Genomic DNA, 26,299 nt, shown 5'->3' with positions numbered 1-26,299 from the left:
GAGTCCTACATGCCTGCTCAGTTTCCCCAGGCCCGCCTGCGGCGCCTGCGGCGCACATCATCGCTGCGTGACATCGTGCGTGAAACCTCGCTGCGTCCGGAGCACTTGGTGTATCCGATCTTCGTGGAAGAAGACGCGGACGATTTTGTCCCCATCGAGGGGATGCCGGGGCAGTATCGCGTGCCGGAAAGCCAACTGGCGGAGGAAGTGAAACGCCTCAGCGCGCTGGGCCTCAGAGGCATCATGCCGTTCGGGATTTCGCATCACAAAGATGCCGACGGCAGCGATGCCATGGACGACAACGGCCTGGTGTCGCGCATGGTGCGCATCATCAAGGCGGCCGATCCCGAGATGGTGGTGATTCCGGATATCTGTTTCTGCGAGTACACCACGCACGGGCACTGCGGCATCCTCAAGGGAGATACCGTCGACAATGACCTGACCATTCGTAATCTCGGCGTCCAGGCGGTCGCGGCTGCCAAGGCGGGGGCCGACATCATCGCGCCCTCGGCGGCACAGGATGGTCAGGTGGCGACGATTCGTGCGGCCTTGGACGAGGCCGGTTTCGAGGATATCCCCATCATGGCGTATTCCACCAAGCTGGCGTCGGCGCTGTATGGCCCCTTCCGCGAAGCGGCGGGTACTGAACTCCAGGGCGATCGCAAGACCTATCAGATGGACCCCATGAACCGGCGCGAGGCGCTGCGTGAGTCGCTGGCAGACGAAGCCGAGGGCGCCGATTTCCTGATGGTCAAGCCGGCGCTGGCGTATCTGGACATCATGGCGGACATCCGTCGCAACAGCCTGTTGCCGCTGGTGGCGTACCAGGTCAGCGGCGAGTACGCGATGATTCGCCTGGCGGCGCAACAGGGTGTAATCGATGAAGCGGCGGTGATCCGTGAAACACTGGGCTCGATGCGTCGTGCCGGTGCCGATCTGATCATGACCTACTTCGCCCCGCAATTGCTCGAGGAAGGCCTGTAGAGGCTGGTAGTGCCTACGCGGGGTGTGTCGTTTCCCAGCGCGCCCCCGTGAGTTCGCACGAAACCTCCCACAGGCGTGCCTCGACCGCCGGGTCGCGCGTGTTACGGGCGCGGTGGGCCCGCTTGGGTGCGCCACGTGTCTCGCCGAGACCATCAGGCCCGATGTAATCGCCGGGATCGACGTGATCGCTGAGCGCGGCATGCAGCGTGGGGCGGGCGCCCTCGGCAGCGGACTGGCTGATCAGCGGTAGGGTCAGCTTGAAGACACTACCGATGACCGGGCGGCTTTTCACCCCGGCGTCGAACAGCGCGGTACGCGACAATCCGGGATGGGCGGCGAGGCTCTTAAGCCCCCAACCCTGGGCATCACTTTGTTTCTGCAGCGCCTGGGCGAACAACAGCATGGCGAGTTTGGATTGCCGGTAGGCTCGCCAGGGATCGTAGTGTGTCTCGCCGTTAAGGTCGTCGAAGGCGATGCGGCCGCCCCGATGGGCGAGGCTCGAGAGTTGTACTACGCGGGGCGCCGTCGCGGCGGTGAGCAGTGGCAGCAACTCGCTGGTGAGCAGGAAATGCCCGAGGTAGTTGACGCCCAGTTGACGCTCGAAGCCATTCCGGGTGCGCTCGAGGCGCGGCAGGGCCATGATCCCGGCGTTGTTGATCAGCCGTTCCAGCGAGGGCTCATCCCGTTTCAAGCGTGCGGCGAAGTCGCGTACCGATTCGAGACTGTCGAGGTCGAGCGCTTCGTGACGGACCGTGGCGCGCGGTGTATGGGCGCGAATGGCATGGCAGGCAAGCTCGCCTCTTTCCACGTTGCGTGCGGTGATGATGACGCGATAACCCTGCGCGGCCAGGCCCTTGGCGGTCTCGAGACCGAGCCCGGCGGTGGCGCCGGTGACCACGGCCAATGGGGCCGTGGCGTGGCGATCCTCACTCATGCGTCTCTTCCCTCTTTGCCCGATGATTGGCTCATTTCGGCATCAGTACCCACAGGCGACCGTCCTGCTTCATACGCCCGGCGCGCTTGCCAGCGGTGTCGCCGTGTCCCCAGTAGAAATCCGCGCGCACGGTTCCCTTGATGGCATTGCCGGTGTCCTGAGCGACCATCAGGCGCTGCAAGGGTTCTTTCGAGAGCGGCTGCGTGGTCGACAGAAAGATCGGTGCGCCCAGCGGAATGCGCGAGGGATCCACGGCCAGGCTGCGTTCCGCGGTCAGGGGCACGCCGAGGGCACCGATCGGTCCTTGGGTAGCGCTGTGATCGCTATCCAACTCACGGAAGAACACCATGCGCGGATTGACGGTGAGCATTTCCTTGACCCGCCCGGGATGGCGCTTGGCCCAGGCGCGCACGCCGGGAAGCGTGGCCTCGGAGGCATCGATCTCGCCACGCTCGATCAGGGCACGATTGAACGAGCGGAAGGGCTGATTGTTGGACCCCGCGAAGGCCACGCGCATGGTATCGCCGTCGTCCAGCCGGACACGCCCCGAGCCTTGGATCTGCAGGAAGGCGGCCTCGACGGGGTCATCGACCCAGACCAGTTCCTGGCCGCGCAGGGCTCCGCTTTCCAATAACGTGCGCTGCTCGGCACGCACACGCTGCGGTGCTGCTTGCCAGGCGTTTGGGAAGCGGTAGAGCGGCGTCTGGTACGGCCCGTGGCGGTCACGCGAGCCATTCAGAATGGGCTCGTAATAGCCAGTGATCGTGCCCGTGGTGGAGCCATCGTCGTTGGTGAGGCGGTAAGGCTGAAAGCGCATCTCGAAAAAGCGCGTGATATCGCTTTCATCGAGCGGGTCGACATGCTCGGCATCATCGCAGACCGATGTCCAGCGGGGTTTTTTGGCAAGCTGCGGACAACTGGCGAGAAACGCGCTCCAGGCGGCGATGACGTGATCGTCACGCCAGCCGGGCAGTGCCTGCCATTCCATGGGCTGCATGTGCTCGGACTCTGCCGGCGATGGCGTGCTCGGGGCGGGGGGCTGAGAACTGCAAGCCCCCAGCACCAGCAACGGCAACAACCACGCCGTGCGTGCCAGTTGGCGCAGGGTGCGGGCGGCGTCGATGATCGGTCGCGGCAATGGAATGAACAAGCAAGGCACCTCGGCGGTCGACTCCCGGAATGAGTATCGCCAGCGATGATGCCTTGCCGGGGCGAGTCGTGCCAGTGGCATCTCGCCTACGGCGCTTTTCAGACGAGGCCTAGCCTTCCTCGTTGAGAGGCCGCAAGCGCGTGATCGAAGCGCGATGGGGTGACAGGGCGCCCTTGCGACGCGGAATGCGCGCCGTCTCGTCATCGTCGTCAATGGGTTGGTGACGCTGGCCACTGGCCTTGCGATGATAACGGCCGAGCACCGCGCTCAAGGTGAGAAATGCCAAGGCCGAGCCCGCCACCTGCGTCCATGGGTAGACGATGACGGCCAGCAGCAACAACAGCAGGTCGCAGCACAGTGTGGTGCGACCGGCATGCCATCCCACACGGCGTTCCAGATAAAGAGCGAGAATGTTGAGGCCGCCCAGTGAGGCGTTGGCGCGAAACAGCAACGCAAGCCCGAGGCCGATCAACAGCCCTGCCGCGATGGCGCATACCACAGGGTGGGTGTCGCCCAGGGGAAGTGTGGCGGTGAGAGTGTCGCTGAGCACCGAAAGCAAGGTCACGCTCAGCAGTGTGCGTAGCGTGAAATCGCGCCCCAATTGCTTGAACGCCAGCCCGTAAAAGGGCAGGTTGATGACGAAGAAAGTGATGCCGAAGCTCACCGGCAGCAGATCGCTGATCAGCAAACTCAACCCTGCGGTACCGCTGACCAGTAGGTCGGCGGATTGCAGAAGCCGCACGCCAAGTGCCACCAACAGGCAGCCTTCGAACAGCGTCAGCCAGGAACGCCAGGAAACCTTCATGTTGTCTCTCCCGTGGGTGTGGAAGATGAATCGATGCCGAGGATGGTCGGCGAACCGCTTCAGGCTTGTGGCCGGAAGTCGGGAGCATGACACGATGCAAAAAGCGTACCCGGTGAGGCGGCTTCGTGCAGCGCATCATAGCCGCGGGATACCCGCGATACAATTGCGAGGCGCGTCATGACGGGGGATCACCCACGTCTTTTCCTGGGTTTGCCGATGTGGGCCAATAGCGAATGGCGCGGTAGTCTCTACGCTCGACACGCGCCGCAAGAAGGCATGCTGCACGATTACGGTGCCGTGTTCGGTAGCGTGGAGGGCAACACGACCTTCTACAGCGGGCCGCCCAAGGCGGCGACCATCGCCCACTGGGCGCGCCAGGCGCCGGCGAATTTTCGCTTTTGCTTCAAGTTGCCGTCGCGGCTCACGCATGAAAAGCGCCTGGTGGGCATTGCGGATGAGCTCGAAACGTTCTTCGAGGCGTTGACGCCGTTACATGAACGACTAGGGCCAATCATGGTGCAGTTGCCGCGTGATTTCGGAGCTCAGGAACTGCCAGCGTTAGATGCGTTGTTGAGACAATGGCCGTCGACAATACCCTGCGCCGTGGAGGTGCGTCATAGTGAATTTTTCCACAAAGGGGCTGCGGAACAGCAATTGAACCGCTTGTTGATAACTTTGGGGATGGACCGGGTCATGCTGGATGTCAGGCCGCTTTTTGCGACCCCCGCGGGAGACGACGCGCGCTTGATCAAGGCGCAGGGCGAAAAGCCGAAACGCCCGTTACACGTGATTTCCACGGCAAATATGCCTATCGTGCGTTTCATCGGGCATTGTGATATGGACATCAACGATCGACTTTTCACTCCTTGGTGTGAGCGCCTGGCTCTGTGGATAAAACAGGGGAAAACCCCTTTTTTGTTTGTGCATACGCCGGATAACCGGCAAGCGCCACAATTGGCGCGACGCTTCTATGCACGCCTGGCCAAACGCGTCGAATTACCGCCTCTCGAGGCCTTTCCCGGCGAGCGCCAGAGTGCGCTTTTCTGACTGCGGTGATAACGCCATGGCCTCGTATGACTCGGTGTTGATGGCTTGACGCTATAACGCGAATGGTTTTGGCTAAAACTTGTCGCTAAAATGGCGCTTCTCTGTGGGCGACGTCGAGGACAGTCGTCTCCTCAACCGGTGTTTATCGACACCCATACGGTGACTGACATCGCTGCGAGCGGTGCGGTCTCCTTGCTGATCGGTGGCTAGATCCCAGCGCTCGCAAGGACCTGTCATGCTCCATGTCGCGGTGTGCAATCCATGCCCAGGGGACGTGGCAACAACAATACAACGCCATCATTTACATGCTCGATGGCGCCACGCAACTCAGGTGAAGCAATGTCTTACAAGTCTCATTCGCACGCGCAGTGGTCCTCCCGGATGGCTTTCGTGCTGGCCGCCGTCGGTTCGTCGGTCGGTCTGGGCAATATCTGGAAATTCCCCTACATGACCGGCGAAAGCGGTGGCGGTGCTTTCGTTCTGGTGTATCTGATCTGCATCTTCCTGGTCGGTTTGCCGATGTTGATGTCCGAATGGTTGCTCGGGCGTCTGGGCCAGAAGAACCCCATCTCGACGATGGGTGACATCACGCGGCGCCTCAAGCGCAGCCGAGCTTGGGTGTTGATCGGCGTGGCCGGGATTCTCGGCGCCTATTTGATCCTCTCTTTCTATAGCGTGATCGGTGGCTGGGCGCTGGCGTACATTCAAATGGCGGTGGTCGACACCTTCAGTGGGCTGGATAACGATAGCGTTGGCACCTTGTTCGGCAATCTGCTGGCAAGTCCCGTGGAATTGCTGCTCTGGCATAGCCTATTCATGATCATGACGATCGGTGTCGTGGTAGGTGGCGTTGCCGGTGGCCTGGAGCGTGCGGCGAAGACCCTGATGCCGGCCTTGGCTATGCTGCTGGTGTTGCTCGTGGGTTACGCTGCGACCACTGGTGCTTTCGCCGAAGGGGCGGCTTACCTGTTTACGCCGGATTTCTCCAAGATCACCCGTGACGGCATTCTCGCCGCGCTGGGGCATGCCTTCTTCACCCTGAGTCTGGGTATGGGCATCATGATGGCGTATGGCTCGTATCTCTCCGATGACGTCAACATCGGTCGCTCGGCGCTCATCGTCGTGGTCATGGATACTGTCATCGCCCTGCTCGCCGGACTGGCTATTTTCCCCATCGTGTTCGCCAATGGGCTGGATGCGGCCGCGGGTCCAGGCCTGATCTTCCAGACCCTACCGCTGGCGTTCGGCAACATGGCCGGTGGTTGGCTGTTCGGGTTGCTGTTCTTCGTATTGCTGGTGTTCGCGGCGTGGACCTCTGCGATCTCACTACTGGAGCCGCTGGTGGAATGGATCGAGGAGCGCTCGCCGCTGTCGCGCGTGGGCTCGACCATCGTCGCGGGGCTGGCGACCTGGGCCCTGGGGCTGGCCACGGTGCTGTCGTTCAATATCTGGGGTGATTTCGCGCCGCTGGGCATGTTCGACAAGTTCGCCGGCATGACCCTCTTCGACCTGCTCGATTACGTCACCAGCAAGCTGCTGCTGCCGCTGACCGGTTTGGCTACCGTGCTGTTCGTGGGCTGGTTCATGGGGCGTGACGAACTGCGCTCGCAGCTCAATATGAGCGATGGTGCCTTCGCGCTATGGCGTGTGGCGGTACGTTTCATCGCGCCCATCGGCGTGGTGATCGTCTTCGTCAGCAGCCTCTGAGCGTTACCCGGCGTGGGCGTATATTGCCCGCGCCGGGCCTGGAACGCCCGGCTAGGCACTCGATGAACGGGGAGACCTCTCCGTTCACCGAGTCCTGTTTATTGCCAGTCGTCGTAATCGACGATGTCGCGCTCTAGACGTTTGAATTCCTGATGCAGCTCAATACCGCGCCGCGCCCGCAGATAGCGTGTCGCAGCACTCTTTTTGCGTTGCTCATGTTCGAGCATTTCCAGGCTCATATGAATGTCTAGAAGCTCGCTTTTCAAGGATTGAAGATGTGCGGCATCGCGCATATCAAATCTCCCAATCGTCCTTATAACGGTTTTATTGCCACTTCACTGCGTTCCGCTTGACATTCTTACTATAACGCACTTGACAGAATTGTGACGTCAAGCCTTAAACGTGCGTTTTTTCTCCTCTTCAACGCCTGCGGCATACTAGAATCGAATCTGTTTTCACGCCGTTGTTGGTCAGCCAAGGAGTCGCGCCATCATGAGCAGTGCCCTGTTCGACGAGATGAGACGCCGCATGGAGCACTTTCGGCGCTCTGAGCAGAAGGTGGCGCGCTTCGTTTTGCGTCACCCTGAGGATGTCATTCACATGCGCATCGTCGATCTGGCCACCGAAGCCAAGGTCAGCGAGCCCACCGTGGTGCGTTTTTGCCGTGCGCTAGGGTGTAACGGTTTCCAGGACTTCAAGCTCAAGCTGGCGCAGATGCTGGCCACGGGCAGCCAGTTCGCGCAGTTCTCGATGAACGATAGTGACAGCGTCGCTGAATTTGCCCACAACATTTTCGACTCCACCGTAGGCACGCTGCTCTCGGTGCGCGATCGGCTCGATCACGCCGCGTTGGGCAAGGCGGTCAATGCCCTGGCCATGGCCAATCGTGTGGAGTTCTACGGTTTCGGCGCCTCGGGCGCGGTGGCGTTCGATGCTCAGCACAAGTTCTTCCGCCTGCAGATATCCACCGCGGCTTATTCCGACCCGCACATGCAGAATATGTCGGCGGTAACGCTGACGCCTCGCGATGTGGTAGTCGCCATTTCCCAGACCGGACGCACCCGGGCGCTGGTGGCCAGCGTGCGCCTGGCCCGTGAAACAGGCGCCACGGTGATCGGCTTATGTCCCAGCGATTCGCCGCTGGCAAGCGAAGTCACTCTGCCGCTTTATATCGATGTGCACGAGGACACCGAAATCTATACGCCGATGAGCTCGCGCGTGGCGCATCTAGTGATCGTCGACGTGCTCGCCGTGGGCGTCGCCAAGACGCGCGGCCCCAAGCTGGCAGAGCAACTCCAGTCGGTGAAGAAAAGCCTGGTCCCGCTGCGCTATCCCGACGACGAGGAAGACGAGACATAGCCGGCGACCGAAGCGCGGGCCGGCTATGCTAAGCTAGTCGCTCATTTCGCAACGCCAAGATACGTGATCCATGGACGACGTTTCGCCGGGCGACGTTTCGCCGCTACTCGACTCGCTGAACACGGCCCAGCGCGAGGCTGTGAGCCATCCGCAGGGCAATTTGCTGGTACTGGCCGGCGCCGGCTCGGGCAAGACGCGTGTCCTGGTGCATCGTATCGCCTGGTTATTGCAGGTCGAGGGGCTATCGCCCTACGCGATTCTCGCCGTGACCTTCACCAACAAGGCGGCGCGCGAGATGCGCACGCGCCTCGAGGCGTTGCTGGGCCTGTCGTTACGCAATATGTGGGTGGGGACTTTCCACTCCATCGCGCACCGCCTGCTACGCACCCATTGGCACGACGCGCGCCTGCCCCAGCATTTCCAGATCATCGATAGCGACGATCAACTGCGCCTGGTCAAGCGCTTGCTCAAGGACCATCGCATCGACGCTGAGCGCTTCCCGCCCAAGCAGGTGCAATACTTCATCGGCGGCTGCAAAGAAGAGGGGCTGCGCGCCCATCAGGTCCAGACCCATGGCGATGCCTACATGGGCCAGATGGTCGATCTCTACGAGCGCTATCAGCTGGCTTGCGAACGCGCCGGTCTGGTCGACTTCGGAGAATTGCTGCTGCGTGGCCTGGAACTGCTGCGCGACAATCCGGCGTTGCTGGCGCATTATCGCGAGCGCTTCGGCCATCTGCTGGTCGACGAGTTCCAGGATACCAACACCCTGCAGTACGCCTGGCTCAAGCTGCTCGCCGGCGACCGCGCGGGCATGACCGTGGTCGGCGACGACGATCAGTCGATCTACGGCTGGCGTGGGGCCAAGGTTGAGAACATCCGGCGCTTCACCGAAGAATTCCCCGCGACCACGACGGTGCGCCTGGAGCAGAACTACCGCTCGACGAGTGCCATTCTCGAGGCCGCAAACACGCTGATCAGCCATAACGCCGGGCGCATGGGCAAGGAGTTGTGGACCGACGGCGTTCACGGTGAGCCGATCTCGGTCTACGCCGGCTTCAACGATCTCGACGAGGCCCGCTTCATCGTCGATACCCTCAACGAGGAAGTGAACAAGGGCAGCGCGCGGCAGGACATCGCGATTCTCTATCGCTCCAACGCCCAGTCACGGGTGCTTGAGGAGGCTCTGATCCGCAGTGGCGTGCCGTATCGTATCTACGGTGGCCAACGCTTCTACGAGCGTCTCGAGATCAAGAACGCCCTGGCCTATCTCCGTTTGACGTTAGCGCGCGACGACGATGCCTCTCTGGAGCGCGTGATCAACGTACCGGCGCGCGGCATCGGCACGCGCACCGTGGAAATACTGCGTGAGCGGGCTCGTACGCAGTCAGTTTCATTATGGCAAGCCTTGCACGATAGCCTCAGTGAGGGGGTGTTAAAGGGGCGCGCGGCAAGTGCGCTCTCGGCGTTCTCGGAACTGATCGAGCGTCTCGACAACGATACCGCCGGTATGGCGCTGCATGAGCTGATCGAGCATGTGCTCCACACGACCGGGCTGCTCGAACATCACCGCAACGAAAAGGGCGAGAAGGGTCAGGCGCGTGTCGAGAACCTCGAGGAACTGATCAATGCCGCGCGCAATTTCGCCCAGGGCGATCCCTTCTCGTTGCAGGAAGTTGGCGAGGGCGCGGCGGCACTGGAGCCATTCCTAGCCGAGGCCGCCCTCAACGCCGGCGATCACGAAGCCGACGATTTCGAGGACAGCGTGCAACTGATGACGCTGCACTCGGCAAAAGGCTTGGAGTTCCCGGTGGTATTCGTCGCCGGTGTCGAGGAGGGCTTGTTCCCGCACAAGATGTCGCTGGAGGAGCCGGGGCGCCTCGAGGAAGAACGGCGTCTGTGCTATGTCGGGGTGACCCGCGCCATGCGCAAGTTGTATCTGACCCACGCCGAGATCCGCCGCCTGCATGGCAAGGAAACCTTCTCGCGGCCGTCGCGCTTTTTGCATGAGTTGCCCGAGTCGTTGCTCGAGGAGGTGCGTCTGCGTGGCCAGGTCTCGCGGCCGGTTTCCACGCGACCGAACCGCGGGCTCTCCCAGCAGCAGAGCGTATCGAGCGACGACGATCAGCCCTCGTTGAGCCTGGGGCAGCGGGTTAGCCATCCAGTCTTCGGTGAAGGGGTAATCCTCAATGCCGAGGGCGAAGGCGCCAGGGCGCGTGTCCACGTCAGTTTCGAGGACGAAGGCGACAAATGGCTGGTCCTGGGATTCGCCAAGCTCACGCCGTTATGAAGCGACACGTGTCGAGCGGTACGGCCGGGGTAATAGCCGGGTACAAGGAAAGCGAGGTGCAACGATGAAGAAATGGTTTCCCGAATTGATGGATCAGTGGCCGCAGCTCTCCGGCTATCAACGCTTCGAGCGGCTGGTGTCACTGGTGCTCACGGTGGCGATCGGCTGTGTGGTGCTGGTGGCGCTGTATTACCTGATCATGCACGTGATTGAGCTGCTGTTCGTTCAGACCCGCGATCCGTTCGATTACCGCGTCTTCCAGGCGGTGTTCGACATGATCCTCACGGTGCTGATCGCCATGGAGTTCAACAATTCCATCGTGCGCACCATGGAAGGACGCGGCGGCTTCATTCAGGTCGAGATCGTGGTACTGATCGCGATCATGGCGTTGGTCCGCAAGTTCATGGTCATGGACATGGAAACCATCGATCCCTTGATGATCATGGCGTTGGCCACTGCGGTACTCGCCTTGGGGCTGAGTTATTGGCTGGTGCGGCGCGGTAGCCAGCATCCTGACGAGAAGCGTTAAACGTCGGGAACGGGGCGGATGCGGCCATTGTCATCCAGTGCCACCATCACGAAACGCGCCTCGGTGACCTTGTAGCGTTCTTCGGGGTCGCGTTCGTGGGGTGGACGGATCCACACCTCGACATCGACCTTGATCGAGCTGCGCCCGACCTCACTGATTTTAGTGAAGATATTGACCATCGCGCCGATTCGTACCGGGCACAAGAAATCCATGCTCTCGGTGGCCACCGTGGCGGTTCGGCCGCTTGCCAGGCGTCCCGCGGCGAGCTCGGCGGCCTGGTCCATCTGCGCGATGAGCCAGCCGCCGGGGATGTCGCCGTAGAGGTTGGTATCCTGGCGCCGGGTGACGAGCTTGAGCGTGAGTTCGCCCTGCGGGGTCGGAATATCGTCGAGTTCATGCATGGTGTGGGTCCTGGCGATTGTTGTTGTCGAGCACTGTTGTTGTCGAACATTGTTGTTATCGAGCGTAGCGCGCCGTTGCAGTCATCTCATGCCGTTGAGATCGTCTCATAGTAAACGCCGCTGGGCCTCGACGACCAGTCGCTCGGCAAGGTGTTTTGCGCCGGGGCAGGCGTGACAACGGGGGCGAGAGCGTTGATCAGGAAAAAACGAACAGGGCGGTGCGCCACAGTGACCTGGCGATGTCGCGTGGCGATGACGCTAGGTGCATTGCTGTTGCCGATAATGGCGATGGCGGCGCCGTTGAACGGCACACTGGGCTCGGTTGGCTCGGATACGCTGGGTGGTTTGATGACGCAATGGGGCGAACGGCTCAGCGCTCGCCATCCCGAGGTACGCTTGCAGGTACAGGCCTCGGGTTCGGGGACTGCGCCGCCGGCGCTGGCCGAAGGGGCGACGCGCATTGGTGCCATGTCACGCCCCATGACCGAGGCCGAACGCGCCGACTTCATCGCCCGCCAGGGCCATCCACCGGTGGCGGTGCCGGTGGCACTGGACGCGCTGACGCTGTTCGTGCACCGCGACAATCCGTTGACCTCGCTGACATTGGCACAGGTCGAGGCGCTGTTCGCCGACACTCGCTTCTGCGATCAAGCGCCCGCTATCCGGCGCTGGGGCGCGCTAGGGCTCGACGGCGACTGGGCCTCACGGCCGGTGGCGCGTTTCGGTCGCAACACAGCCTCCGGGTCGCATGCACTGTTCAAGCGGGAGGCCTTGTGCGGCGGTAATTTCCGCCGCGACGTCAACGAACTGCCGGGCTCCTCGGCGGTGGTGGCGGCGGTCGGCCGTTCGCGCGAGGCGATCGGCTATGCTGGCCTTGGCTATCCCACCGCGATGGTCAAGGTCCTGGCGTTGCGCGATGACGAGGGCACGCCGCGTCTACCTACGCACGACAACGTCGTCAGTGGACGCTATCCCCTCACGCGGCCTTTGTATCTCTACGTCAATCTGGCGCCGGGCGAGTCCTTGCCGCCCCTGGAACGCGCCTTCTTCGACCTGGTGTTGTCGCCCGAGGGCCAGGCCGTGGTCGCTCGCCAAGGGTTCGTGCCCCTGCCAGAATCGCGCCTGGCCACTGCCAGGCGGGCGTTGCGGCTGCCACCCCTTGCCGATGTCACGCAATCGTCATCAAACTGACGTAATCTGATGGTCTCACTTCATTGCAAGGCAACGCTTCGCCGCCGGGCTCGCCGATGACTGAACCTTCCACCGCCCCGCCTCGCTCGAATCGCCGCCTGCGCCAGCGTCTCGATCGTCTGGCGACTGGCGTGATTGCCGCCAGCGGTATCGGTGTGGTCGTGGCGGTGCTGGCGATCGGCGTGTATCTGATGCTGGCCGTGCTACCGCTTTTCGACGACGCCGAGGTGAATGTCGACGCCGCCTCTTCGGTCGCCGACGAGGGCGCGATTCACGCCGTCTGGTTGGCCGATGATGGCGCGCGCTGGTTGACCCGAGACGGGCAGTTGCGCGACGCCGAGGGCGAGGTCGCGATGCTGTCCACAAGCGCCACCATCGCGGCAGTGGCCGAGGCGGGCGATAGGCAGCCGCTGGCCCTGGGATTGAGCAACGGCGAGGTGCGTCTGGTGCCCCGCGATGACCGGGGGCGATTGCGATGGGCCCAGGCCTCTACCATGCGCCTGTTCGAGACCCGTGGTGTGGCGGCGCTGACACTGCGTCATGCGGCTCAGGACTGGGTGCTGGCGGGGCGCGATACCCAGGGTGAGGTGGCGGCCCTGTGGCATACCGGTGAGGCCACGCGGCGTATTGCGGTACCGGAGACGGCCGAGCATATCGCGCTGGGCCACGCGGGCCGCCTGGCCATGACCCAAGGCACGCAATTGACGCTGTGGGAGCTGTCTCCCGATGACGGTGGCACGGCATTGGCGCGTACCGACACCCAGGCGCCGGTGACGGCGTTGAGCTTCCTGCAGGGCGGGCGCACGCTGATCGTCGGCGATGCCGAAGGTGGCCTGCACCGTTGGCGACTCTCTCCCGACGATACGAGCTGGCAAGCGGCCGAGACGTCTTATACGGCCCTGGGCGATGTTGCCATTCGACGCTTGATTGCTCTGCCCCAGCAGCGCCTGTGGCTGGCGCTGGACGACAGTGGCCGCTTGGGGCTCTATCAATCCCTGAGTGGCCAGCGCTGGCAGGGTCAGGCACCCGCGACCACGCCGCCGACGGCCGTGTCGATTAATGCGCAAGGCACGCAGGTGATGTGGCTAGATGAGACGGGTACGCCCCAACGGCTGGCGATCGAGGCACCGCATGCCGCAGTGAGTCCGGCGACGCTGTGGATGCCGCAGACCTACGAAGGCCACACTGATGCCCAGTGGCGCTGGGCGGCGGCCGTCACGGGTGATGAAGAGCCGCAGTACAGCCTGGTGCCGCTGGCCTGGGGGACGCTCAAGGCGGCGGCTTGGGCCATGGTGTTCGCCGTGCCACTGGCGCTGGGAGCGGCAGTGCATAGCGCTTGTTACATGTCACGGCGGCAGCGCGCGCGTCTCAAGCCCGCCATCGAGTTGATGGAGGCGTTGCCCGGCGTGGTCATCGGCTTCGTCGCGGGGCTGTTCGTGGCGCCCTTCGTCGAGCGTCATCTTGCCGGAACGCTGGCGCTTTTCGTGTGCGTGCCGCTGGGCAGCGTGGCGTGCGGCTGGCTGTGGCGGATTCTGTCCCGACGCTGGGGACTGCATCTACCCCCGATCAGTGCCGGAATAGGACTGATGGTGCCCTTGGCGCTGCTGTGCTGGGCGGCGCTGAGTCTCTCGCCGTGGCTCGAAGCGTGGTGGTTCGGCGGCGACCTGCGTGCCTGGATGCACCAGCAGTGGGGCTGGGATTACGCGCAACGCAATGCGCTGATTGTCGGCATGGCCATGGGGCTGGCGATCATTCCCACGCTGTACTCACTGGCCGAGGAAGCGCTTTCCGGCGTGCCCCGTCCCCTGGCGGAAGGCTCTCTGGCACTGGGCGCGACACGGGCGCAAACGCTGTGGCGAGTCCAGTTGCCCGCGGCTGCGCCGGGAATTCTCTCTGCGGTCATGATCGGCGCGGGACGTGCAGTGGGGGAAACTATGATCGTGCTGATGGTGACCGGCAATACGCCGCTGATGTCGCCGAGCCTCTTTGAGGGCTTGCGCTCGCTGGCCGCCAACCTGGCTATTGAATTACCCGAGGCGGCGGTGGGCGGTACGCAATATCGCCTGCTGTTGCTCGGGGCGCTCCTGCTGTTCGTGTTCACCTTCGTCGTCAACACTCTGGCGGAAATGGTGCGCTGGCGGCTCAAGCGGCGGTATCGATCCTATGGGGGTGACGCATGAGGATGCCTCGGTTGGGCGGTGACGGTGTCTGGCGATGGCTGAGCGGGGCCTGCGTCGCGTTATCTCTGTTGGCCGTGCTGGCACTGCTGGCACTGGTCGTGACGCGCGGGCTGGCGCACTTCTGGCCCGCCGATATCGAGCAACTGACCCTCGACGACGGCCAGCGGATTGCCGGTATCGTGCGTGGCAGCGAAGCCGGTGAGCAGCGCTATTTCACCGCCAATCGTGACCTCGATGGTGAGGTATGGCGATGGGTCGAGACGCAGGCCATCGAGAGGCGCGAGACGCCGCCGGAGCTGCTGTACGCCGAGCGTCGCGATTGGGGGCCCTTCATCGGTCGCCTGACGGCGCTGGAGACGCCCGCCGGCGAACGCCTGCAAGGTGCCGAGGCCGAGCGCCGCCTGCGTCGGGCCCTGGCGGGGGACGCCGAGGTCACGACGCTGCACGTGCGCAACGTCGAGGGGCGCGCGCTCGAGGTGGAATTTGCGCAGGTAGCGTCGCTTTCCTGGCCCAATCGCATGGATATCGGCGACAAGCTCGCGGCCTGGGGGCACGGTGTGTGGCGCTTTCTCAGCGAGGCGCCGAGCGATGGCAATACCGGGGGCGGCGTATGGCCGGCTATTTTCGGCACATTATTGATGGTGATACTGATGTCGCTGGTGGTCACACCATTCGGCGTGCTGGCGGCGTTGTATCTCAACGAGGTGGCACGCCAGGGGCCGTTGACGCGCCTGGTACGCATCGCGGTGCGCAATCTAGCCGGGGTGCCATCGATCGTCTACGGCGTGTTCGGGCTGGGTGTGTTCGTCTACGGATTGGGCGGTCACCTCGATAGCTGGTTCTTCGCCGAGCGCCTGCCATCGCCGACCTTCGGTACCGGCGGGTTGCTGTGGGCCTCGCTGACGTTGGCACTTTTGACCCTGCCGGTGGTGATCGTGGCCACCGAAGAGGGCCTGGCGAGAGTTCCCGTGGCGTTGCGAGAAGGCTCGCTGGCGCTGGGGGCGACGCGTTTCGAGACATTGCGCCGTGTGGTGGTGCCCATGGCGCTGCCGTCGATGCTGACCGGGGTGATTCTGGCCGTGGCCCGTGCCGCCGGCGAGGTGGCGCCGCTGATGCTGGTGGGCGTGGCCAAGCTGGCGCCGGAAATCCCCGTGAATGGTGAGTTTCCTTACCTGCATCTCGACAGCAAGTTCATGCATCTGGGCTATCACTTGTTCGATCTTGGCTTCGCCAGTCGTGATGCCGAGGCGGCGATGCCGCTGGTGTTCGCCACGGCGACGTTGTTGGTCGTCGTCATCGTGGTGCTTAACCTAACTGCAATAATCTTGCGCCATCATCTCAGGGCACGTCACCGTGCACTGGAGCATTCGTAGGAGGTTCGTCTCTCTTGTCAGCCGCGTCTTTTTCCGCCGCCGAGACCCAGCGTTTCTCGTCGGCGGTGGTCGATTTTCCCTCGACGTCGAGCTGTTTCGACATCGAGGCCCTGTCGCTCGCCTATGAGGGGAAGCCGGCGCTGTGCGACTTGACGCTGCGCGTGCCGCGTCACCGTGTAACGGCGTTCATCGGACCCTCGGGATGCGGCAAGTCGACGCTACTGCGCGGCCTCAATCGATTGCACGACCTCAACGACCAGGTCACGCGGAACGGACGCATTCGCCTCGAGGGCCAGGACATTCATGGCCGCGATGTGGATGTGGCCGAGCTGCGTCGTCGGGTGGGGATGGTGTTTCAGACCCCCAATCCGTTTCCCATGTCGATCTATGAGAACGTCGCCTACGGGGTGCGTCTGCAAGGCGTCAAACGTAAGCGCGAGCTGGACGAGATCGTCGAGTGGGCGTTGCAGTCGGCGGCGCTTTGGGAGGAGGTCAAGGCGGATCTGCACGCCTCGGCGTGGACGTTGTCAGGTGGGCAGCAGCAGCGTTTGGTCATCGCGCGCACTCTGGCAGTGCGCCCGGACGTGTTGCTGCTCGACGAGCCGGCTTCGGCGCTGGATCCGATCTCGACCCTCAAGATCGAGGAGCTGATTCGTGGCTTGAAGTCGCAACTGACGCTGATTCTGGTCACCCACAACATGCAGCAGGCGGCGCGCGTGTCCGACTACACCGCGTTTCTGCACGCTGGCGAGCTGGTCGAGTACGCCCCGACCGATACGTTGTTTACCAATCCGCGCTTACGGCGCACCGAAGATTACATCACCGGCCGCGTGGGTTGAGTCGCGGCGATTCCGACAAGCGGAGCAGTGTCATGGACATTACCAACGAGACGCATAGCCAGCACATTTCCCGTCAGTTCAACCAGGAACTGGAGCAACTCAAGACCCAGTTGATGGCCATGGGCGGGCTGGTCGAGAAGCAGGTACAGGATGCCGTCGAGGCGTTGCTCGAGGGCGATAGCCGAACCGCCGAGCGTGTACGCGATAGCGATAACGCCGTCAACGACATGCAAATCCAGATCGATGAGGAATGCACCCGGGTGCTGGCACGCCGGCAGCCGGCGGCCTCCGATCTACGCTTGGTGCTGGCGGTCATCCGGGCTACCTCTGATCTTGAGCGTGTCGGTGACGAGGCCAACAAGATCGCACGCAATGCGTTGACGCTCATCGAATCGGACCGCCATTCGCGGGGCATGGTCGAGATTCGCCACCTGAGCGAGCACGTGCGCAAGATGTTGCGCGACGCGCTGACCTCGTTCGCGCGCTTCGATACGCGCCTAGCGTTGCAGGTGCTCCACGAGGATGAGTCGGTCGACAACGAATACACAACGGCCACGCGCTCGCTGGTGACCTTCATGATGGAAGATCCGCGTGCGATTACCTCCATTCTCAGCGTGATGACGATCCTGCGGGCCTTGGAGCGGGTTGGCGATCATGCCGACAACCTGGCCGAACACGTCATTTATCTGGTCAAGGGGCTCGACGTGCGTCACACCGATCCCGGTGAGCTGGACGAGTCGCTCGGGAAGTGACGCCGTTTTCTGGCAGTGGCCGTCAACAACGCTTCGGCATGGGGCGGGGTTAAGGCGATGGAAAAGACATGGCCCTGAATGCTGTGGCAGTGGAAGTCGCGCAGTAGCGTGACCTGGGCGACGCTTTCCACGCCCTCGGCGACGACCTGCATGCCGGCATCGCGCCCCAGCGAGACGATCGAGTGCACCAACGAGGCTACTCGTGGCTCGTCGCATATACGGTCGATGAAGCTCTTGTCGATCTTGAGTGTGTCGAATGGGATCCGCATGAGGTAGGAAAGCGACGAGTAGCCGGTGCCGAAGTCATCGATGGCAAACCCCACACCACGGCGCTTGAGACGCTGCATGCTGTCGATGATGGCCTCGGGGTCGTCTATCAACGAACGCTCCAGCACTTCCAGATTGAGCAATCGCCCGGGTAGGCGGTGGCGCGTGAGCAGTGAGTCGATCAAGTCGGCGAAGGCGGGCTGCGCGAGCTGCTCCTGGGAAACGTTGACGGATACTGGTAGCAAGGCGTGGCCTCGGTCGCGCCACGTGGCCAGTTGCCGGGTGACGGTTTGCAGGACCCAGGTATCGAGTTGCTCTCCGAGATCGATTTCCTCGCTGATATCGACGATATCCTGGGGACTGACTTGTCCCATTTCGCTGTCATACCAACGCAGCAAAGCCTCGAAGCCTTTCACTCGGTAGCCGTGTATGGCGACCTGTGGCTGATAGTGGAGCTGAAAGCGGTCTTCGGCCAGTGCCGAGGCCGTGCGGCGGCGCAGCAAGTTGCGCCGTGTCAGGCGTGGCAGTGACGCTGGCGTATCGAGTTGGAGGAGGACGTCACCGCGCTCGTTGTGGAGACGTCGGCAGGTATGCTGCAGGGCGGAGAGGATGTCATCGGCATGACCGAGTTGGGTGGCGTCCTGTGCCCAGACCACGCGCGCGGCGGCGGTAACGGTCTTGCCGGCGGCGATATAGGGTGCCCGCAAGGTCTCGGCCAGCGTTGCCATGGTGTCGGCCATGCGTGCAGGGTTCCCTTGGTAGAGCAGCACCCCGAGGCGTTGGTCGTCGATGCGTGCCAAGTCGAAGACAAAACCATCGAGGGCTTTCTCGACCCGCGCGATACCGTGCATGAGGACTTCGTTGCTGGCCTGTAACGAAAAACGCGTCCGTACCGCGCGCATGCCGTAAAGATCGATGGCGGCGACGCCACAAAACGCCGTGGTTTCCGGTAATGCCGCCAGGCGCGCCTGAATGAGTTGTTGAAAGCGCTGTTGCGTGGCTAGCCGGGTTTGCGGGTCAAACTGGGTGCCGGTCTCGGCACGGGCGCGCTCAAGGCGCGTGATGACGTCGTCGCCGATCTCGTTTTCCACCAGGCGTGCCAAATCGAGCAATATCTCGCGTTGGTGGACGTCGAAACGCCTTGGGTGACGGTCGATCACGCACAGCGTGCCCAGCGGCAGGCCCGAGGCCATACGAATGACGGCGCCGGCGTAAAAGCGGATGTAGGGCGTGTCGGTGACCAGGGGATGATCGCGAAAGCGTGGATCGCTGGCGGTGTCCTCGATCACCAGCATCTGGCGCTCGAGCAGGGCGTGGGCGCAAAAGGCATTGTCGCGGGAGGTCTCGCAGGCATCGAGGCCGAAGCGCGACTTGAACCACTGGCGGTGGCGGTCGATCAACGTGATCAGCACAATGGGCACGTCGAAGACCCGCGCGGTCAGCCGGGTGATATCGTCGAAACGCTTCTCGGGCGGTGTATCCATCAGGCCAAGACGTTGGAGTTCGTCGAGGCGGCGCGTTTCATCATCATGATCGGGGGCGCCGGCCCCAGGGGCGTTTACCATGAGGTGTTCTCTTGTCGCGATGCCGGGCCGCGTCATGTACAGGCTGGGGGCGCGTCAACGCTGCCATGCAGGCATCCCGGTGGCAGCAACGTTAGCACACCGCTGTGCCGCGCCTGGCCGCTATTCGCCGGGTTGCGCCGAAAGGCCGAGTGGGTCATGCGTTTTACTGAGCACGAAGTCTGAGAGCGCCTCATACTAGTATTAAATTTCTCATCCATCGCGGGAGATGGGCGCTGGGGCCGCCGCATGGCATGCTGTTGCTCAGGGCCCGCGCTATCGTCTATCAAGGAATAAACTTCGATGCTGCACGCGTTTACAGCCATCGGTCAGGGCACACGGCTGGTTCTGTCGCCGGGGATGCGCCGCTTCGTCATTGCGCCGGTGGCGATCAATCTGCTGATCTACGCCGCCACGCTAGGCTATTTGTTCTCGCATTTCGGTGGCTGGCTCGACTACTGGATGCTCAAGGTGCCGTCCTGGCTCGAGTGGCTGGAATGGTTGATCTGGCCGCTGCTGGTGGTGAGTCTGCTGTTGGTGGTGTTCTTTTCCTTCACGCTGGTGACCAACCTGATCGCCGCGCCGTTTTATGGCTTTCTCGCCGAAAAGGTAGAATGGCGCCTGAGCGGGGCGCCGCCCAGCGATACGCGGGGGCTTTTCCGCGCCGGGGTCGACGCGCTGGGCCGGGAATGCGTCAAGCTGGGGTACATGCTGCCGCGCATGGCGCTGTTGTTCGCGTTCGGCTTCGTGCCCGGCGTGAACATATTCATGCCATTCTTGTGGGCTGCTTTTTCGGCGTGGATGCTGGCGATTCAATACCTGGACTATCCGATGGATAACAACCAGGTGAGCTTTGGTGATATGCGGCGACGTTTGCGGACGCGTTGGTGGCCGACGTTAACCTTCGGGTTTGGCATGTCGCTGGCGACGTGGATACCCGTGCTCAATCTGGTGTTGTTGCCGGGCGGCGTGGCGGGTGCGGTGATACTCTGGCAGCAGTATTACCGTCATCTACCGGCTGTGACACGCTGAACGCTCTCGACGACGCAGGAGATCCCGCATGCAAGATACGCAAGCGCCCTCGCAAGCGCCTTCCATAGCGCCCGGTGGCTTTATTCGACGCCGCTGGGCGCTGGGTATCCTTCTCGCGGCAGCCGTGGGTGCGTTCTTAATATGGTGGCTGGGCGCCCAGATGCGCGATTGGCTGGGGACGTTGAGCACGCTTCAGGCGGGCATGTTGGCGAGCCTGGTGGCCGGGCTTTTCACGCCGCTGGGGGCGCTACCGATCATGGTGTTGCGCCACATCAGTCAGCGTCTCGAGGATGCCCTTATGGGCTTCGGCGCTGGCGTGATGTTGGCCGCTACGGCCTATTCTCTAGCCATGCCGGCCTACGAGGATTCGTTGGCGCTCACCGGCACCATCGGCTGGGCCCTGATGATCGTTTGCGGGGGGATCGTGTGTGGCGGCATTCTGGTCTGGGGCATGGACCGTTTCGTGCCCCACGAGCACTTCGCGCTGGGCAAGCAGGGTGGCGCGGATGCTTTGCAGATCCGGCGTATCTGGCTGTTCATCTTTGCCATCACTATTCACAACTTTCCCGAAGGGTTGGCGGTTGGCGTGGGCTACGCGCGTGGCGACATGGCCGCCGGGGTAGCGCTGACGCTGGGTATCGGTCTCCAGAATCTGCCCGAGGGGCTGATCGTCTCCCTGGGCCTGCTGGCTATCGGCTATTCGCGCCTAACTGCATTGGGTGCGGCGTTATTGAGCGGTCTGGTGGAACCCATCGGTGGGGTCATCGGGGCCTTGGCGGTGCACGTCGTGGATGCCTTGCTGCCTTTTGGTCTGGCCTTTGCCGCCGGCGCGATGTTGTTCGTGATCAGCCACGAGATTATTCCCGAATCGCATCGCAAGGGACACGAACGCGATGCGACCTTCGGAGTGCTGGGAGGATTCATGCTGATGTTCGTGCTCGACAAGGTGTTCTGACCCCACGAAGCGGCTAAGTAATTGACAAACCTGCAATGAAAACTATTATTGTTAGGTACAACGTGCCGTTGGTGCCATGTTGCACCAAGGCTCGACATTCGACGATAGATTGACAAGGAGGTATGTCGTGGCGCATCAACTACCGACGTTACCCTATGCTTATGATGCCTTGGAACCGCATATCGATGCGCTCACCATGGAGATCCATCACAGCCGTCACCATCAGACCTACGTCAATAATCTGAACGCCGCTCTGGAAGGCACGGATCTCGAATCGCTGCCGGTCGAGACCCTGATGGGCGAAATCGAGCGCGTTCCTGAAGCCAAGCGTCAGGCAGTGATCAACAATGGTGGCGGACATGCCAACCATTCTCTGTTCTGGACGGTCATGTCGCCGCAGGGCGGAGGCAAGGCCAAGGGCGATCTGGCCTCAGCCATCGAAAGCGAGCTGGGCGGTGACGAAGCGTTCCGTGAAGCCTTCACGCAAGCTGCCGTCAAGCGCTTTGGCAGTGGCTGGGCTTGGCTGTCCGTCACGCCTGCCAAGCGTCTGGTCGTGGAAAACACGCTCAACCAGGATAGCCCGCTGATGCACGGCAACACGCCGATTCTGGGGCTGGACGTGTGGGAACACGCCTATTACCTCAAGTATCAGAACAAGCGTCCCGAGTACATCAAGGCCTTCTTCGAGGTCGTCGATTGGGACGAAGTGGCGCGTCGTTACGCCGAAGCCACTGCGTAAGCCTATCGGGAGTATGTCATGGGCCCGGCGACAGGCATGGCAAACGATGTCTCAGAGCCGGCCCAGTGCCTGACCATGGCAGATTTCGGCGCTTTCGAGCGCCGTTATCGTTTGTATCACCGCTTTCCCTCCTTGACCCGCAACGACGCCGCGTCCACTCCCGTGGCCGAGGGTTGGGTCGACGAATGTCGTCCAGATCTGGGCATCAGCCTCGTCGGCTCGCGACTCACGATTCATCACACCTATGAAACCCACGCGTTGGCGGATGCACCGGCGCATGTGTCGATCATCGTCATGCTCGAAGGACAGGCCGAGCTGATGCATGGCGAGAAGCGCATCACGCTGTCGCCACGCGAAGGTGTGATGTTGTCCAATGACGGTAGCTGTCCGTTGAGTGCGCGTCACATGGGCGGCCAGCGGCTGCGCGCGATCAATTTGACGCTGCTCGACGATGCACGCACCGCCCAGAGCCGACTGGCCGAGCCTCTTACCGAATTGCTGACCTCGGCGACGGGTGGTGCCTGGCGGTTGGCGCTTCCCGAGGGCCTGCTGTCATCGCTCGAACAGTGGCTGAACGCCCCGGGGGCGGGCACCTCGCACACGTTGCTCGGCGAGGGGCTGGGGCTGCAATTGATGGCGCATGGGCTGGCGGCCAAGGAAAACGCCCCGACTGGGCAGATGGATCACTTGGGCGTACGTGACCGCCATCACCTGGCACGCGTGCGTGAGTGCCTGCACGATCATCCCGACGTCTCGCATGGCCTCGACTCCCTGGCGCAACTGGCCTGCATGAGCCCCAGCGTATTACGTGAAAAGTTCCGTCAGGCGTACGGCCAGTCGGTCTTCGAGTACTTGCGTCAACGCCGCCTCGAGATGGCACATGACCTGCTCCGGGAAGGCTACAGCGTGCAGTACGTGGCAACGCGCGTCGGCTATCGGCATGCCAGCAACTTCGCCACCGCCTTCAAGCAGCGTTATGGCCTATCACCGCGTGCGTTACACCAGCGTCTCTCCTTGACGGGTGTCGTGCATACTCCTTGATGAGGAAAGAAGTTCCTTCGCGAGATCGCTTGCAGCGTCGTGCATAGGTTTTTCGGCGTTGATCATAAGCAGAACGACTCTTAAAAGTTAATAATTCTCACTCTCCATAAGAAACGGGTCGACCTCGACCCGAAGACGAGAGCGAGGAGCCGTTTTCATGAGTCGCACATTGCATCCCCACTGGTTTTCCTGCGCGTTCCTGGCGGGCGTCTTGTTCATGCCCACGACGACGTGGGCGCAATCCGAAAGCGATGACGACAGTGCTGTGGATCTGTCCACGGTCACAGTGTCGGGCGAGGCCGCCACCAAGACACAGACGCCGGTCATCGAAACGCCGCAGTCCATTTCCAACATCGATCGCGAGGAGATGGATGAGCGTGACTCCCGCACGCTCAGGGACGCCGTGCAGTATACGCCGGGGGTTTACACCAACCAGGTCGGCGCCTCCAATCGCTATGACTACATGGTCATGCGGGGCTTCTCTGACGGGAGTCTTAGTAATACCTATCTCGATGGATTGAAGGTGATGGGGGACACCAATGGCTACAGCTCGATGGTGATAGATCCCTATTTCCTGGAGAACGTCGAGGTCGTCAAGGGGCCGGCCTCGGTGCTTTACGGACGTTCGTCTCCCGGGGGCCTGGTGGCGCTGACCAGCAAGCAACCGCAATTCGAGACACACCGGCAGCTGCGTTTTGGCGTGGGTAACAATAGCCAGCGCAGCGCGGCGTTCGATGTCACGGGGCCGCTGGATGATGAGCGGCGTGCCGCCTATCGCGTGGTGGGCTTGGCAAGTGGCGCGGATACCCAGTTCGACGCGGTCGAGGAGGAGCGCTACGCCATCGCACCCTCGGTGACCTGGGATGTCAGCGACGATACGACGCTGTCGTTCATGGCCTATCTGCAAAAGGATCCGGAAGGCGGCTATCACTCCGGCGTGCCCTATGAGGGGGCGGTGGAAAGCCACAATGGCCGCAAGATCAGTAATAATTTCTTCGATGGCGAAGAGGATTACGACAAGTTCGAACGCACCCAGCGTATGTTCGGTTACAGGCTCGAGCACCGTTTCAATGACGCCTGGACCGCGCGTCAGAAAGTGCGCTACCTGAACTCGGATACTACCTTGAACCAGGTCTATGGCTACGGATGGACATCACCCGATTCCAACGAGCTGGTGCGCTATTACTCCGGCGGTCGCGAGTCGCTCGAGGCCTGGACGATCGATAACCAACTCGAGGGCGAATTCTCCAGCGGCTTTATCGATCATACCCTGCTGGTCGGTGTCGATTACCAGAATCGCGAGAACGACGTGGTGTGGACATCGGGTGCCTTCCCGTCTCTCGATGCCTTCGATCCGCAGTATGGGGCCGACCCTGTAGGGGATATTGCGGTGACCAACGACGAGCGTCACGAGTTGACCCAGACCGGGGCATATCTACAGGATCAGATGGCTTTCGATCGCTGGCGTCTCACGCTCGGGGGCCGCTACGACTGGGTTTCGATCACCAACGAGCAAAAGCTGGCTGGCCATGAGGATACGCTCGACGAAACCTATTTCAGCGGTCGCGCGGGGCTTTTATACCTCTTTGACAACGGCGTCGCGCCCTACGTCAGCTACAACACGGCCTTCACGCCGACCAGCTTCGTGGATACCGATGGCGATGTGCTCGAGCCCATGGAAGGCGAGCAGTGGGAAACCGGCCTCAAATACCAGCCCCCGGGGACCGAGGACCGCTACAGTCTCTCGCTGTTCCGCATCACCCAGGAAAATGTCGCCACCAAGGAGCAGCCAACCGACCCTTACCGCTCCATCGGCGAGATCGAGTCCCAAGGTCTGGAGCTGGAAGCTCGCAAGCAATTGACCGAAGGACTGCGCTTGCAGGCCGCCTATAGCTACACCGACATTACCTACGCCAAGAGCGACGTAGACAGCGAAGAAGGCAGCCACGCCATTTACGCCCCGCGCCATCAAGCCAGCCTATGGGGCCACTATGCCTTCCAGGGCGATACCTTCGCGGGGCTGGATGCCGGTCTCGGGGTGCGCTACTACGCTGATATCTATGCGGATCGTGCCAATACCGAGAAAGTCCCCGACTACACGCTGGTCGATGCCATGCTGGGTTATGACATGAGCCAAATGGGCATGCCGGGCATGCAGGTACGTCTCAACGTGGGTAACTTGCTCGACAAGGAATACGTGGCCTCGTGTAACTCGCTTGATTACTGCTACTTCGGTGCGGAGCGTAATGTGCGTGCGAGCCTGACGTACGATTTTTAGCGCGATTGAGTCGCGAGTGGTTTTCATTTACGCTTTCAGGCGTGGGCATCAGGCCCACGCCTTCCACTTGGCCTCGCCACAGGAAAGCCTTCGATGTCAGTGTTGCTTGATCGGTTCTATGCCGGTCCCTTGAAGGGAATGGAGCGCAAACTACTTACTTGGGACCAGGCACCCAAGACGGCCTGGCGGGCGACGGATCTGTTTTCCCGTCGCGGTATGGCGCACGTGATCCAGCACTATGGTGCCGAGCACCAGCATGGCGACTGTCGTGCCGTCATGTCGCTCTGGTCGAAGTATTTCCTGGCCCTGACGACGTACACGGGCGTGGCGCATAACTTGCTGGCGGATCGGCAGTTGCCACTTGATCTTTCGCGTCTGGGAGTGGTGCTCGGCGAAGACATGCTTATCGACGCCCTGGTGGTCGAGGACACGTCCACGCCTCTGGCCGACACTCGAGCAGAAGCGCGTTTTTTGCCGCTGATACACGACACCTGGGGGCCCGCCATCACGTGCATGGCGCATAACAGCGGCATCGCGCCGCGTGCCCTGTGGAGTAACCTGGGGCAATACGTCGATTATCTCGTGGGCCAGTTGCACACCTTGCCGGCGGCCCAACACGCGGCGGAAGCCGGTGAGCAGCTGATGACGTTACGTAAATTGGCTGATGGCCAGCGCAATCCGCTTTTCCAGCCCGTTCGTCACTGCAAGAACGCCGAGGGCGATATCGAGCCCATCCGGCGCGTCTGTTGTATCCGCTACCTCCTCCCCGGCCTGGGCTATTGCGGTAACTGCCCGTTGGCGTGCCGCGAGAAGCCCGAAACACAGTCGCCGCGTCGCGTGGTCAACGGCTAATCCTTGCCCGCGTCCCCTGGTGGCAACATCGA

The 26,299-nt window shown here is 62.2% G+C and carries 23 protein-coding genes; 17 read left to right on the top strand and 6 right to left on the bottom strand.

Annotation, left to right across the window (positions count from 1 at the left end):
- Nucleotides 1–9 precede the first annotated feature (9 nt).
- Nucleotides 10–984 (top strand): porphobilinogen synthase, encoded by a 975-nt coding sequence (gene hemB / locus SR908_RS08325; RefSeq protein WP_246923274.1) that lies wholly within the window; start codon nt 10–12, stop codon nt 982–984.
- A gap of 13 nt (nt 985–997) precedes the next feature.
- On the opposite strand, the gene SR908_RS08320 is transcribed toward hemB, so the two are convergent.
- The 3 genes from SR908_RS08320 to SR908_RS08310 all read right to left on the bottom strand — a co-directional run bounded on the left by SR908_RS08320 (nt 998) and on the right by SR908_RS08310 (nt 3,873).
- The gene (locus tag SR908_RS08320) at nt 998–1,918 is read right to left on the bottom strand and encodes an oxidoreductase (protein WP_246923277.1); all 921 of its coding nucleotides are present in this window, start codon (nt 1,916–1,918) and stop codon (nt 998–1,000) included.
- Between the two features lie 31 nt (nt 1,919–1,949).
- A complete protein-coding gene (gene mltA, locus SR908_RS08315; RefSeq protein WP_246923280.1) occupies nt 1,950–3,068 on the bottom strand; it encodes a murein transglycosylase A in 1,119 nt (372 codons plus the stop codon).
- A 109-nt stretch (nt 3,069–3,177) separates the two neighbouring features.
- Nucleotides 3,178–3,873: a YitT family protein gene (locus tag SR908_RS08310; RefSeq protein WP_097021481.1), complete on the bottom strand. Its 696-nt coding sequence runs from the start codon at nt 3,871–3,873 to the stop codon at nt 3,178–3,180.
- Nucleotides 3,874–4,050: 177 nt separating this feature from the next.
- Between SR908_RS08310 and SR908_RS08305 the strand changes: the two genes are divergently transcribed.
- Nucleotides 4,051–4,920, top strand: a complete 870-nt coding sequence (locus SR908_RS08305) for a DUF72 domain-containing protein (RefSeq protein WP_246923282.1) — start codon at nt 4,051–4,053, stop codon at nt 4,918–4,920.
- Nucleotides 4,921–5,259: 339 nt separating this feature from the next.
- Nucleotides 5,260–6,627, top strand: a complete 1,368-nt coding sequence (locus SR908_RS08300; RefSeq protein ID WP_246923285.1) for a sodium-dependent transporter — start codon at nt 5,260–5,262, stop codon at nt 6,625–6,627.
- A gap of 98 nt (nt 6,628–6,725) precedes the next feature.
- On the opposite strand, the gene SR908_RS08295 is transcribed toward SR908_RS08300, so the two are convergent.
- Entirely contained in the window at nt 6,726–6,920 is a 195-nt protein-coding gene (locus tag SR908_RS08295) for a PA3496 family putative envelope integrity protein (protein ID WP_040240300.1), read from the bottom strand.
- Nucleotides 6,921–7,119: 199 nt separating this feature from the next.
- On the opposite strand from SR908_RS08295, the gene hexR reads away from it, so the two are divergent.
- From hexR to SR908_RS08280, 3 genes are all read left to right on the top strand, one after another.
- Nucleotides 7,120–7,986, top strand: coding sequence for a transcriptional regulator HexR (gene hexR / locus SR908_RS08290; protein WP_097021478.1), 867 nt, complete (start codon nt 7,120–7,122; stop codon nt 7,984–7,986).
- Nucleotides 7,987–8,056: 70 nt separating this feature from the next.
- Complete coding sequence (gene uvrD, locus SR908_RS08285) at nt 8,057–10,276, top strand: DNA helicase II (RefSeq protein WP_097021477.1); 2,220 nt, start codon at nt 8,057–8,059, stop codon at nt 10,274–10,276.
- Between the two features lie 64 nt (nt 10,277–10,340).
- On the top strand, nt 10,341–10,805 hold the full coding sequence (locus SR908_RS08280) for a phosphate-starvation-inducible PsiE family protein (protein ID WP_097021476.1): 465 nt from the start codon (nt 10,341–10,343) through the stop codon (nt 10,803–10,805).
- Here the strand turns inward: SR908_RS08280 and SR908_RS08275 are convergent.
- A complete protein-coding gene (locus SR908_RS08275; protein WP_097021475.1) occupies nt 10,802–11,206 on the bottom strand; it encodes an acyl-CoA thioesterase in 405 nt (134 codons plus the stop codon). The genes SR908_RS08280 and SR908_RS08275 overlap by 4 nt on opposite strands.
- Before the next feature lie 252 nt (nt 11,207–11,458).
- On the opposite strand from SR908_RS08275, the gene SR908_RS08270 reads away from it, so the two are divergent.
- The 5 genes from SR908_RS08270 to phoU all read left to right on the top strand — a co-directional run bounded on the left by SR908_RS08270 (nt 11,459) and on the right by phoU (nt 17,541).
- Nucleotides 11,459–12,397 carry a PstS family phosphate ABC transporter substrate-binding protein gene (locus tag SR908_RS08270; RefSeq protein WP_246923341.1) on the top strand — a complete coding sequence of 313 codons (939 nt, stop codon included), beginning with the start codon at nt 11,459–11,461 and terminating at the stop codon, nt 12,395–12,397.
- A 56-nt stretch (nt 12,398–12,453) separates the two neighbouring features.
- Nucleotides 12,454–14,577 (top strand): ABC transporter permease subunit, encoded by a 2,124-nt coding sequence (locus SR908_RS08265; RefSeq protein ID WP_246923287.1) that lies wholly within the window; start codon nt 12,454–12,456, stop codon nt 14,575–14,577.
- Entirely contained in the window at nt 14,574–15,950 is a 1,377-nt protein-coding gene (gene pstA, locus SR908_RS08260; RefSeq protein WP_246923290.1) for a phosphate ABC transporter permease PstA, read from the top strand. Before SR908_RS08265 ends, pstA begins: the two co-directional genes overlap by 4 nt.
- A 65-nt stretch (nt 15,951–16,015) precedes the next feature.
- Nucleotides 16,016–16,789: a phosphate ABC transporter ATP-binding protein PstB gene (pstB, locus tag SR908_RS08255; protein WP_246923342.1), complete on the top strand. Its 774-nt coding sequence runs from the start codon at nt 16,016–16,018 to the stop codon at nt 16,787–16,789.
- A 32-nt stretch (nt 16,790–16,821) separates the two neighbouring features.
- Nucleotides 16,822–17,541 carry a phosphate signaling complex protein PhoU gene (gene phoU, locus SR908_RS08250; protein WP_075368469.1) on the top strand — a complete coding sequence of 240 codons (720 nt, stop codon included), beginning with the start codon at nt 16,822–16,824 and terminating at the stop codon, nt 17,539–17,541.
- Here the strand turns inward: phoU and SR908_RS08245 are convergent.
- Nucleotides 17,499–19,373, bottom strand: a complete 1,875-nt coding sequence (locus SR908_RS08245) for a bifunctional diguanylate cyclase/phosphodiesterase (RefSeq protein ID WP_246923294.1) — start codon at nt 19,371–19,373, stop codon at nt 17,499–17,501. The genes phoU and SR908_RS08245 overlap by 43 nt on opposite strands.
- A 300-nt stretch (nt 19,374–19,673) precedes the next feature.
- On the opposite strand from SR908_RS08245, the gene cysZ reads away from it, so the two are divergent.
- The 6 genes from cysZ to fhuF all read left to right on the top strand — a co-directional run bounded on the left by cysZ (nt 19,674) and on the right by fhuF (nt 26,267).
- Entirely contained in the window at nt 19,674–20,402 is a 729-nt protein-coding gene (gene cysZ / locus SR908_RS08240) for a sulfate transporter CysZ (RefSeq protein ID WP_097021471.1), read from the top strand.
- Nucleotides 20,403–20,430: 28 nt separating this feature from the next.
- Complete coding sequence (locus SR908_RS08235) at nt 20,431–21,357, top strand: ZIP family metal transporter (protein ID WP_097021470.1); 927 nt, start codon at nt 20,431–20,433, stop codon at nt 21,355–21,357.
- A 127-nt stretch (nt 21,358–21,484) separates the two neighbouring features.
- On the top strand, nt 21,485–22,096 hold the full coding sequence (locus tag SR908_RS08230; RefSeq protein ID WP_097021469.1) for a superoxide dismutase: 612 nt from the start codon (nt 21,485–21,487) through the stop codon (nt 22,094–22,096).
- A gap of 18 nt (nt 22,097–22,114) precedes the next feature.
- Nucleotides 22,115–23,137 carry a helix-turn-helix transcriptional regulator gene (locus SR908_RS08225; protein ID WP_246923297.1) on the top strand — a complete coding sequence of 341 codons (1,023 nt, stop codon included), beginning with the start codon at nt 22,115–22,117 and terminating at the stop codon, nt 23,135–23,137.
- Between the two features lie 217 nt (nt 23,138–23,354).
- Nucleotides 23,355–25,415 carry a TonB-dependent siderophore receptor gene (locus tag SR908_RS08220; RefSeq protein ID WP_246923345.1) on the top strand — a complete coding sequence of 687 codons (2,061 nt, stop codon included), beginning with the start codon at nt 23,355–23,357 and terminating at the stop codon, nt 25,413–25,415.
- A gap of 93 nt (nt 25,416–25,508) precedes the next feature.
- A complete protein-coding gene (fhuF, locus tag SR908_RS08215; RefSeq protein ID WP_246923300.1) occupies nt 25,509–26,267 on the top strand; it encodes a siderophore-iron reductase FhuF in 759 nt (252 codons plus the stop codon).
- The last annotated feature ends 32 nt before the right edge of the window (nt 26,268–26,299 follow it).

The sequence above is a fragment of the Chromohalobacter canadensis genome, from assembly GCF_034479555.1.
GTDB lineage: Bacteria > Pseudomonadota > Gammaproteobacteria > Pseudomonadales > Halomonadaceae > Chromohalobacter > Chromohalobacter canadensis.
Note: the sequence above shows the minus strand (reverse complement) of the source record. Positions and strands in the feature narration are given on the sequence as shown.

Bases quoted from the DNA above. Each gene is read 5' to 3' on its own strand.
- hemB (WP_246923274.1), top strand. From the start codon at position 10: ATGCCTGCTCAGTTTCCCCAGGCCCGCCTGCGGCGCCTGCGGCGCACA.
- SR908_RS08320 (WP_246923277.1), bottom strand. From the start codon at position 1,918: ATGAGTGAGGATCGCCACGCCACGGCCCCATTGGCCGTGGTCACCGGC.
- SR908_RS08310 (WP_097021481.1), bottom strand. From the start codon at position 3,873: ATGAAGGTTTCCTGGCGTTCCTGGCTGACGCTGTTCGAAGGCTGCCTG.
- SR908_RS08305 (WP_246923282.1), top strand. From the start codon at position 4,051: ATGACGGGGGATCACCCACGTCTTTTCCTGGGTTTGCCGATGTGGGCC.
- SR908_RS08300 (WP_246923285.1), top strand. From the start codon at position 5,260: ATGTCTTACAAGTCTCATTCGCACGCGCAGTGGTCCTCCCGGATGGCT.
- SR908_RS08295 (WP_040240300.1), bottom strand. From the start codon at position 6,920: ATGCGCGATGCCGCACATCTTCAATCCTTGAAAAGCGAGCTTCTAGAC.
- hexR (WP_097021478.1), top strand. From the start codon at position 7,120: ATGAGCAGTGCCCTGTTCGACGAGATGAGACGCCGCATGGAGCACTTT.
- uvrD (WP_097021477.1), top strand. From the start codon at position 8,057: ATGGACGACGTTTCGCCGGGCGACGTTTCGCCGCTACTCGACTCGCTG.
- SR908_RS08280 (WP_097021476.1), top strand. From the start codon at position 10,341: ATGAAGAAATGGTTTCCCGAATTGATGGATCAGTGGCCGCAGCTCTCC.
- SR908_RS08275 (WP_097021475.1), bottom strand. From the start codon at position 11,206: ATGCATGAACTCGACGATATTCCGACCCCGCAGGGCGAACTCACGCTC.
- SR908_RS08270 (WP_246923341.1), top strand. From the start codon at position 11,459: ATGACGCTAGGTGCATTGCTGTTGCCGATAATGGCGATGGCGGCGCCG.
- SR908_RS08265 (WP_246923287.1), top strand. From the start codon at position 12,454: ATGACTGAACCTTCCACCGCCCCGCCTCGCTCGAATCGCCGCCTGCGC.
- pstA (WP_246923290.1), top strand. From the start codon at position 14,574: ATGAGGATGCCTCGGTTGGGCGGTGACGGTGTCTGGCGATGGCTGAGC.
- phoU (WP_075368469.1), top strand. From the start codon at position 16,822: ATGGACATTACCAACGAGACGCATAGCCAGCACATTTCCCGTCAGTTC.
- SR908_RS08245 (WP_246923294.1), bottom strand. From the start codon at position 19,373: ATGGTAAACGCCCCTGGGGCCGGCGCCCCCGATCATGATGATGAAACG.
- cysZ (WP_097021471.1), top strand. From the start codon at position 19,674: ATGCTGCACGCGTTTACAGCCATCGGTCAGGGCACACGGCTGGTTCTG.
- SR908_RS08235 (WP_097021470.1), top strand. From the start codon at position 20,431: ATGCAAGATACGCAAGCGCCCTCGCAAGCGCCTTCCATAGCGCCCGGT.
- SR908_RS08225 (WP_246923297.1), top strand. From the start codon at position 22,115: ATGGGCCCGGCGACAGGCATGGCAAACGATGTCTCAGAGCCGGCCCAG.
- SR908_RS08220 (WP_246923345.1), top strand. From the start codon at position 23,355: ATGCCCACGACGACGTGGGCGCAATCCGAAAGCGATGACGACAGTGCT.
- fhuF (WP_246923300.1), top strand. From the start codon at position 25,509: ATGTCAGTGTTGCTTGATCGGTTCTATGCCGGTCCCTTGAAGGGAATG.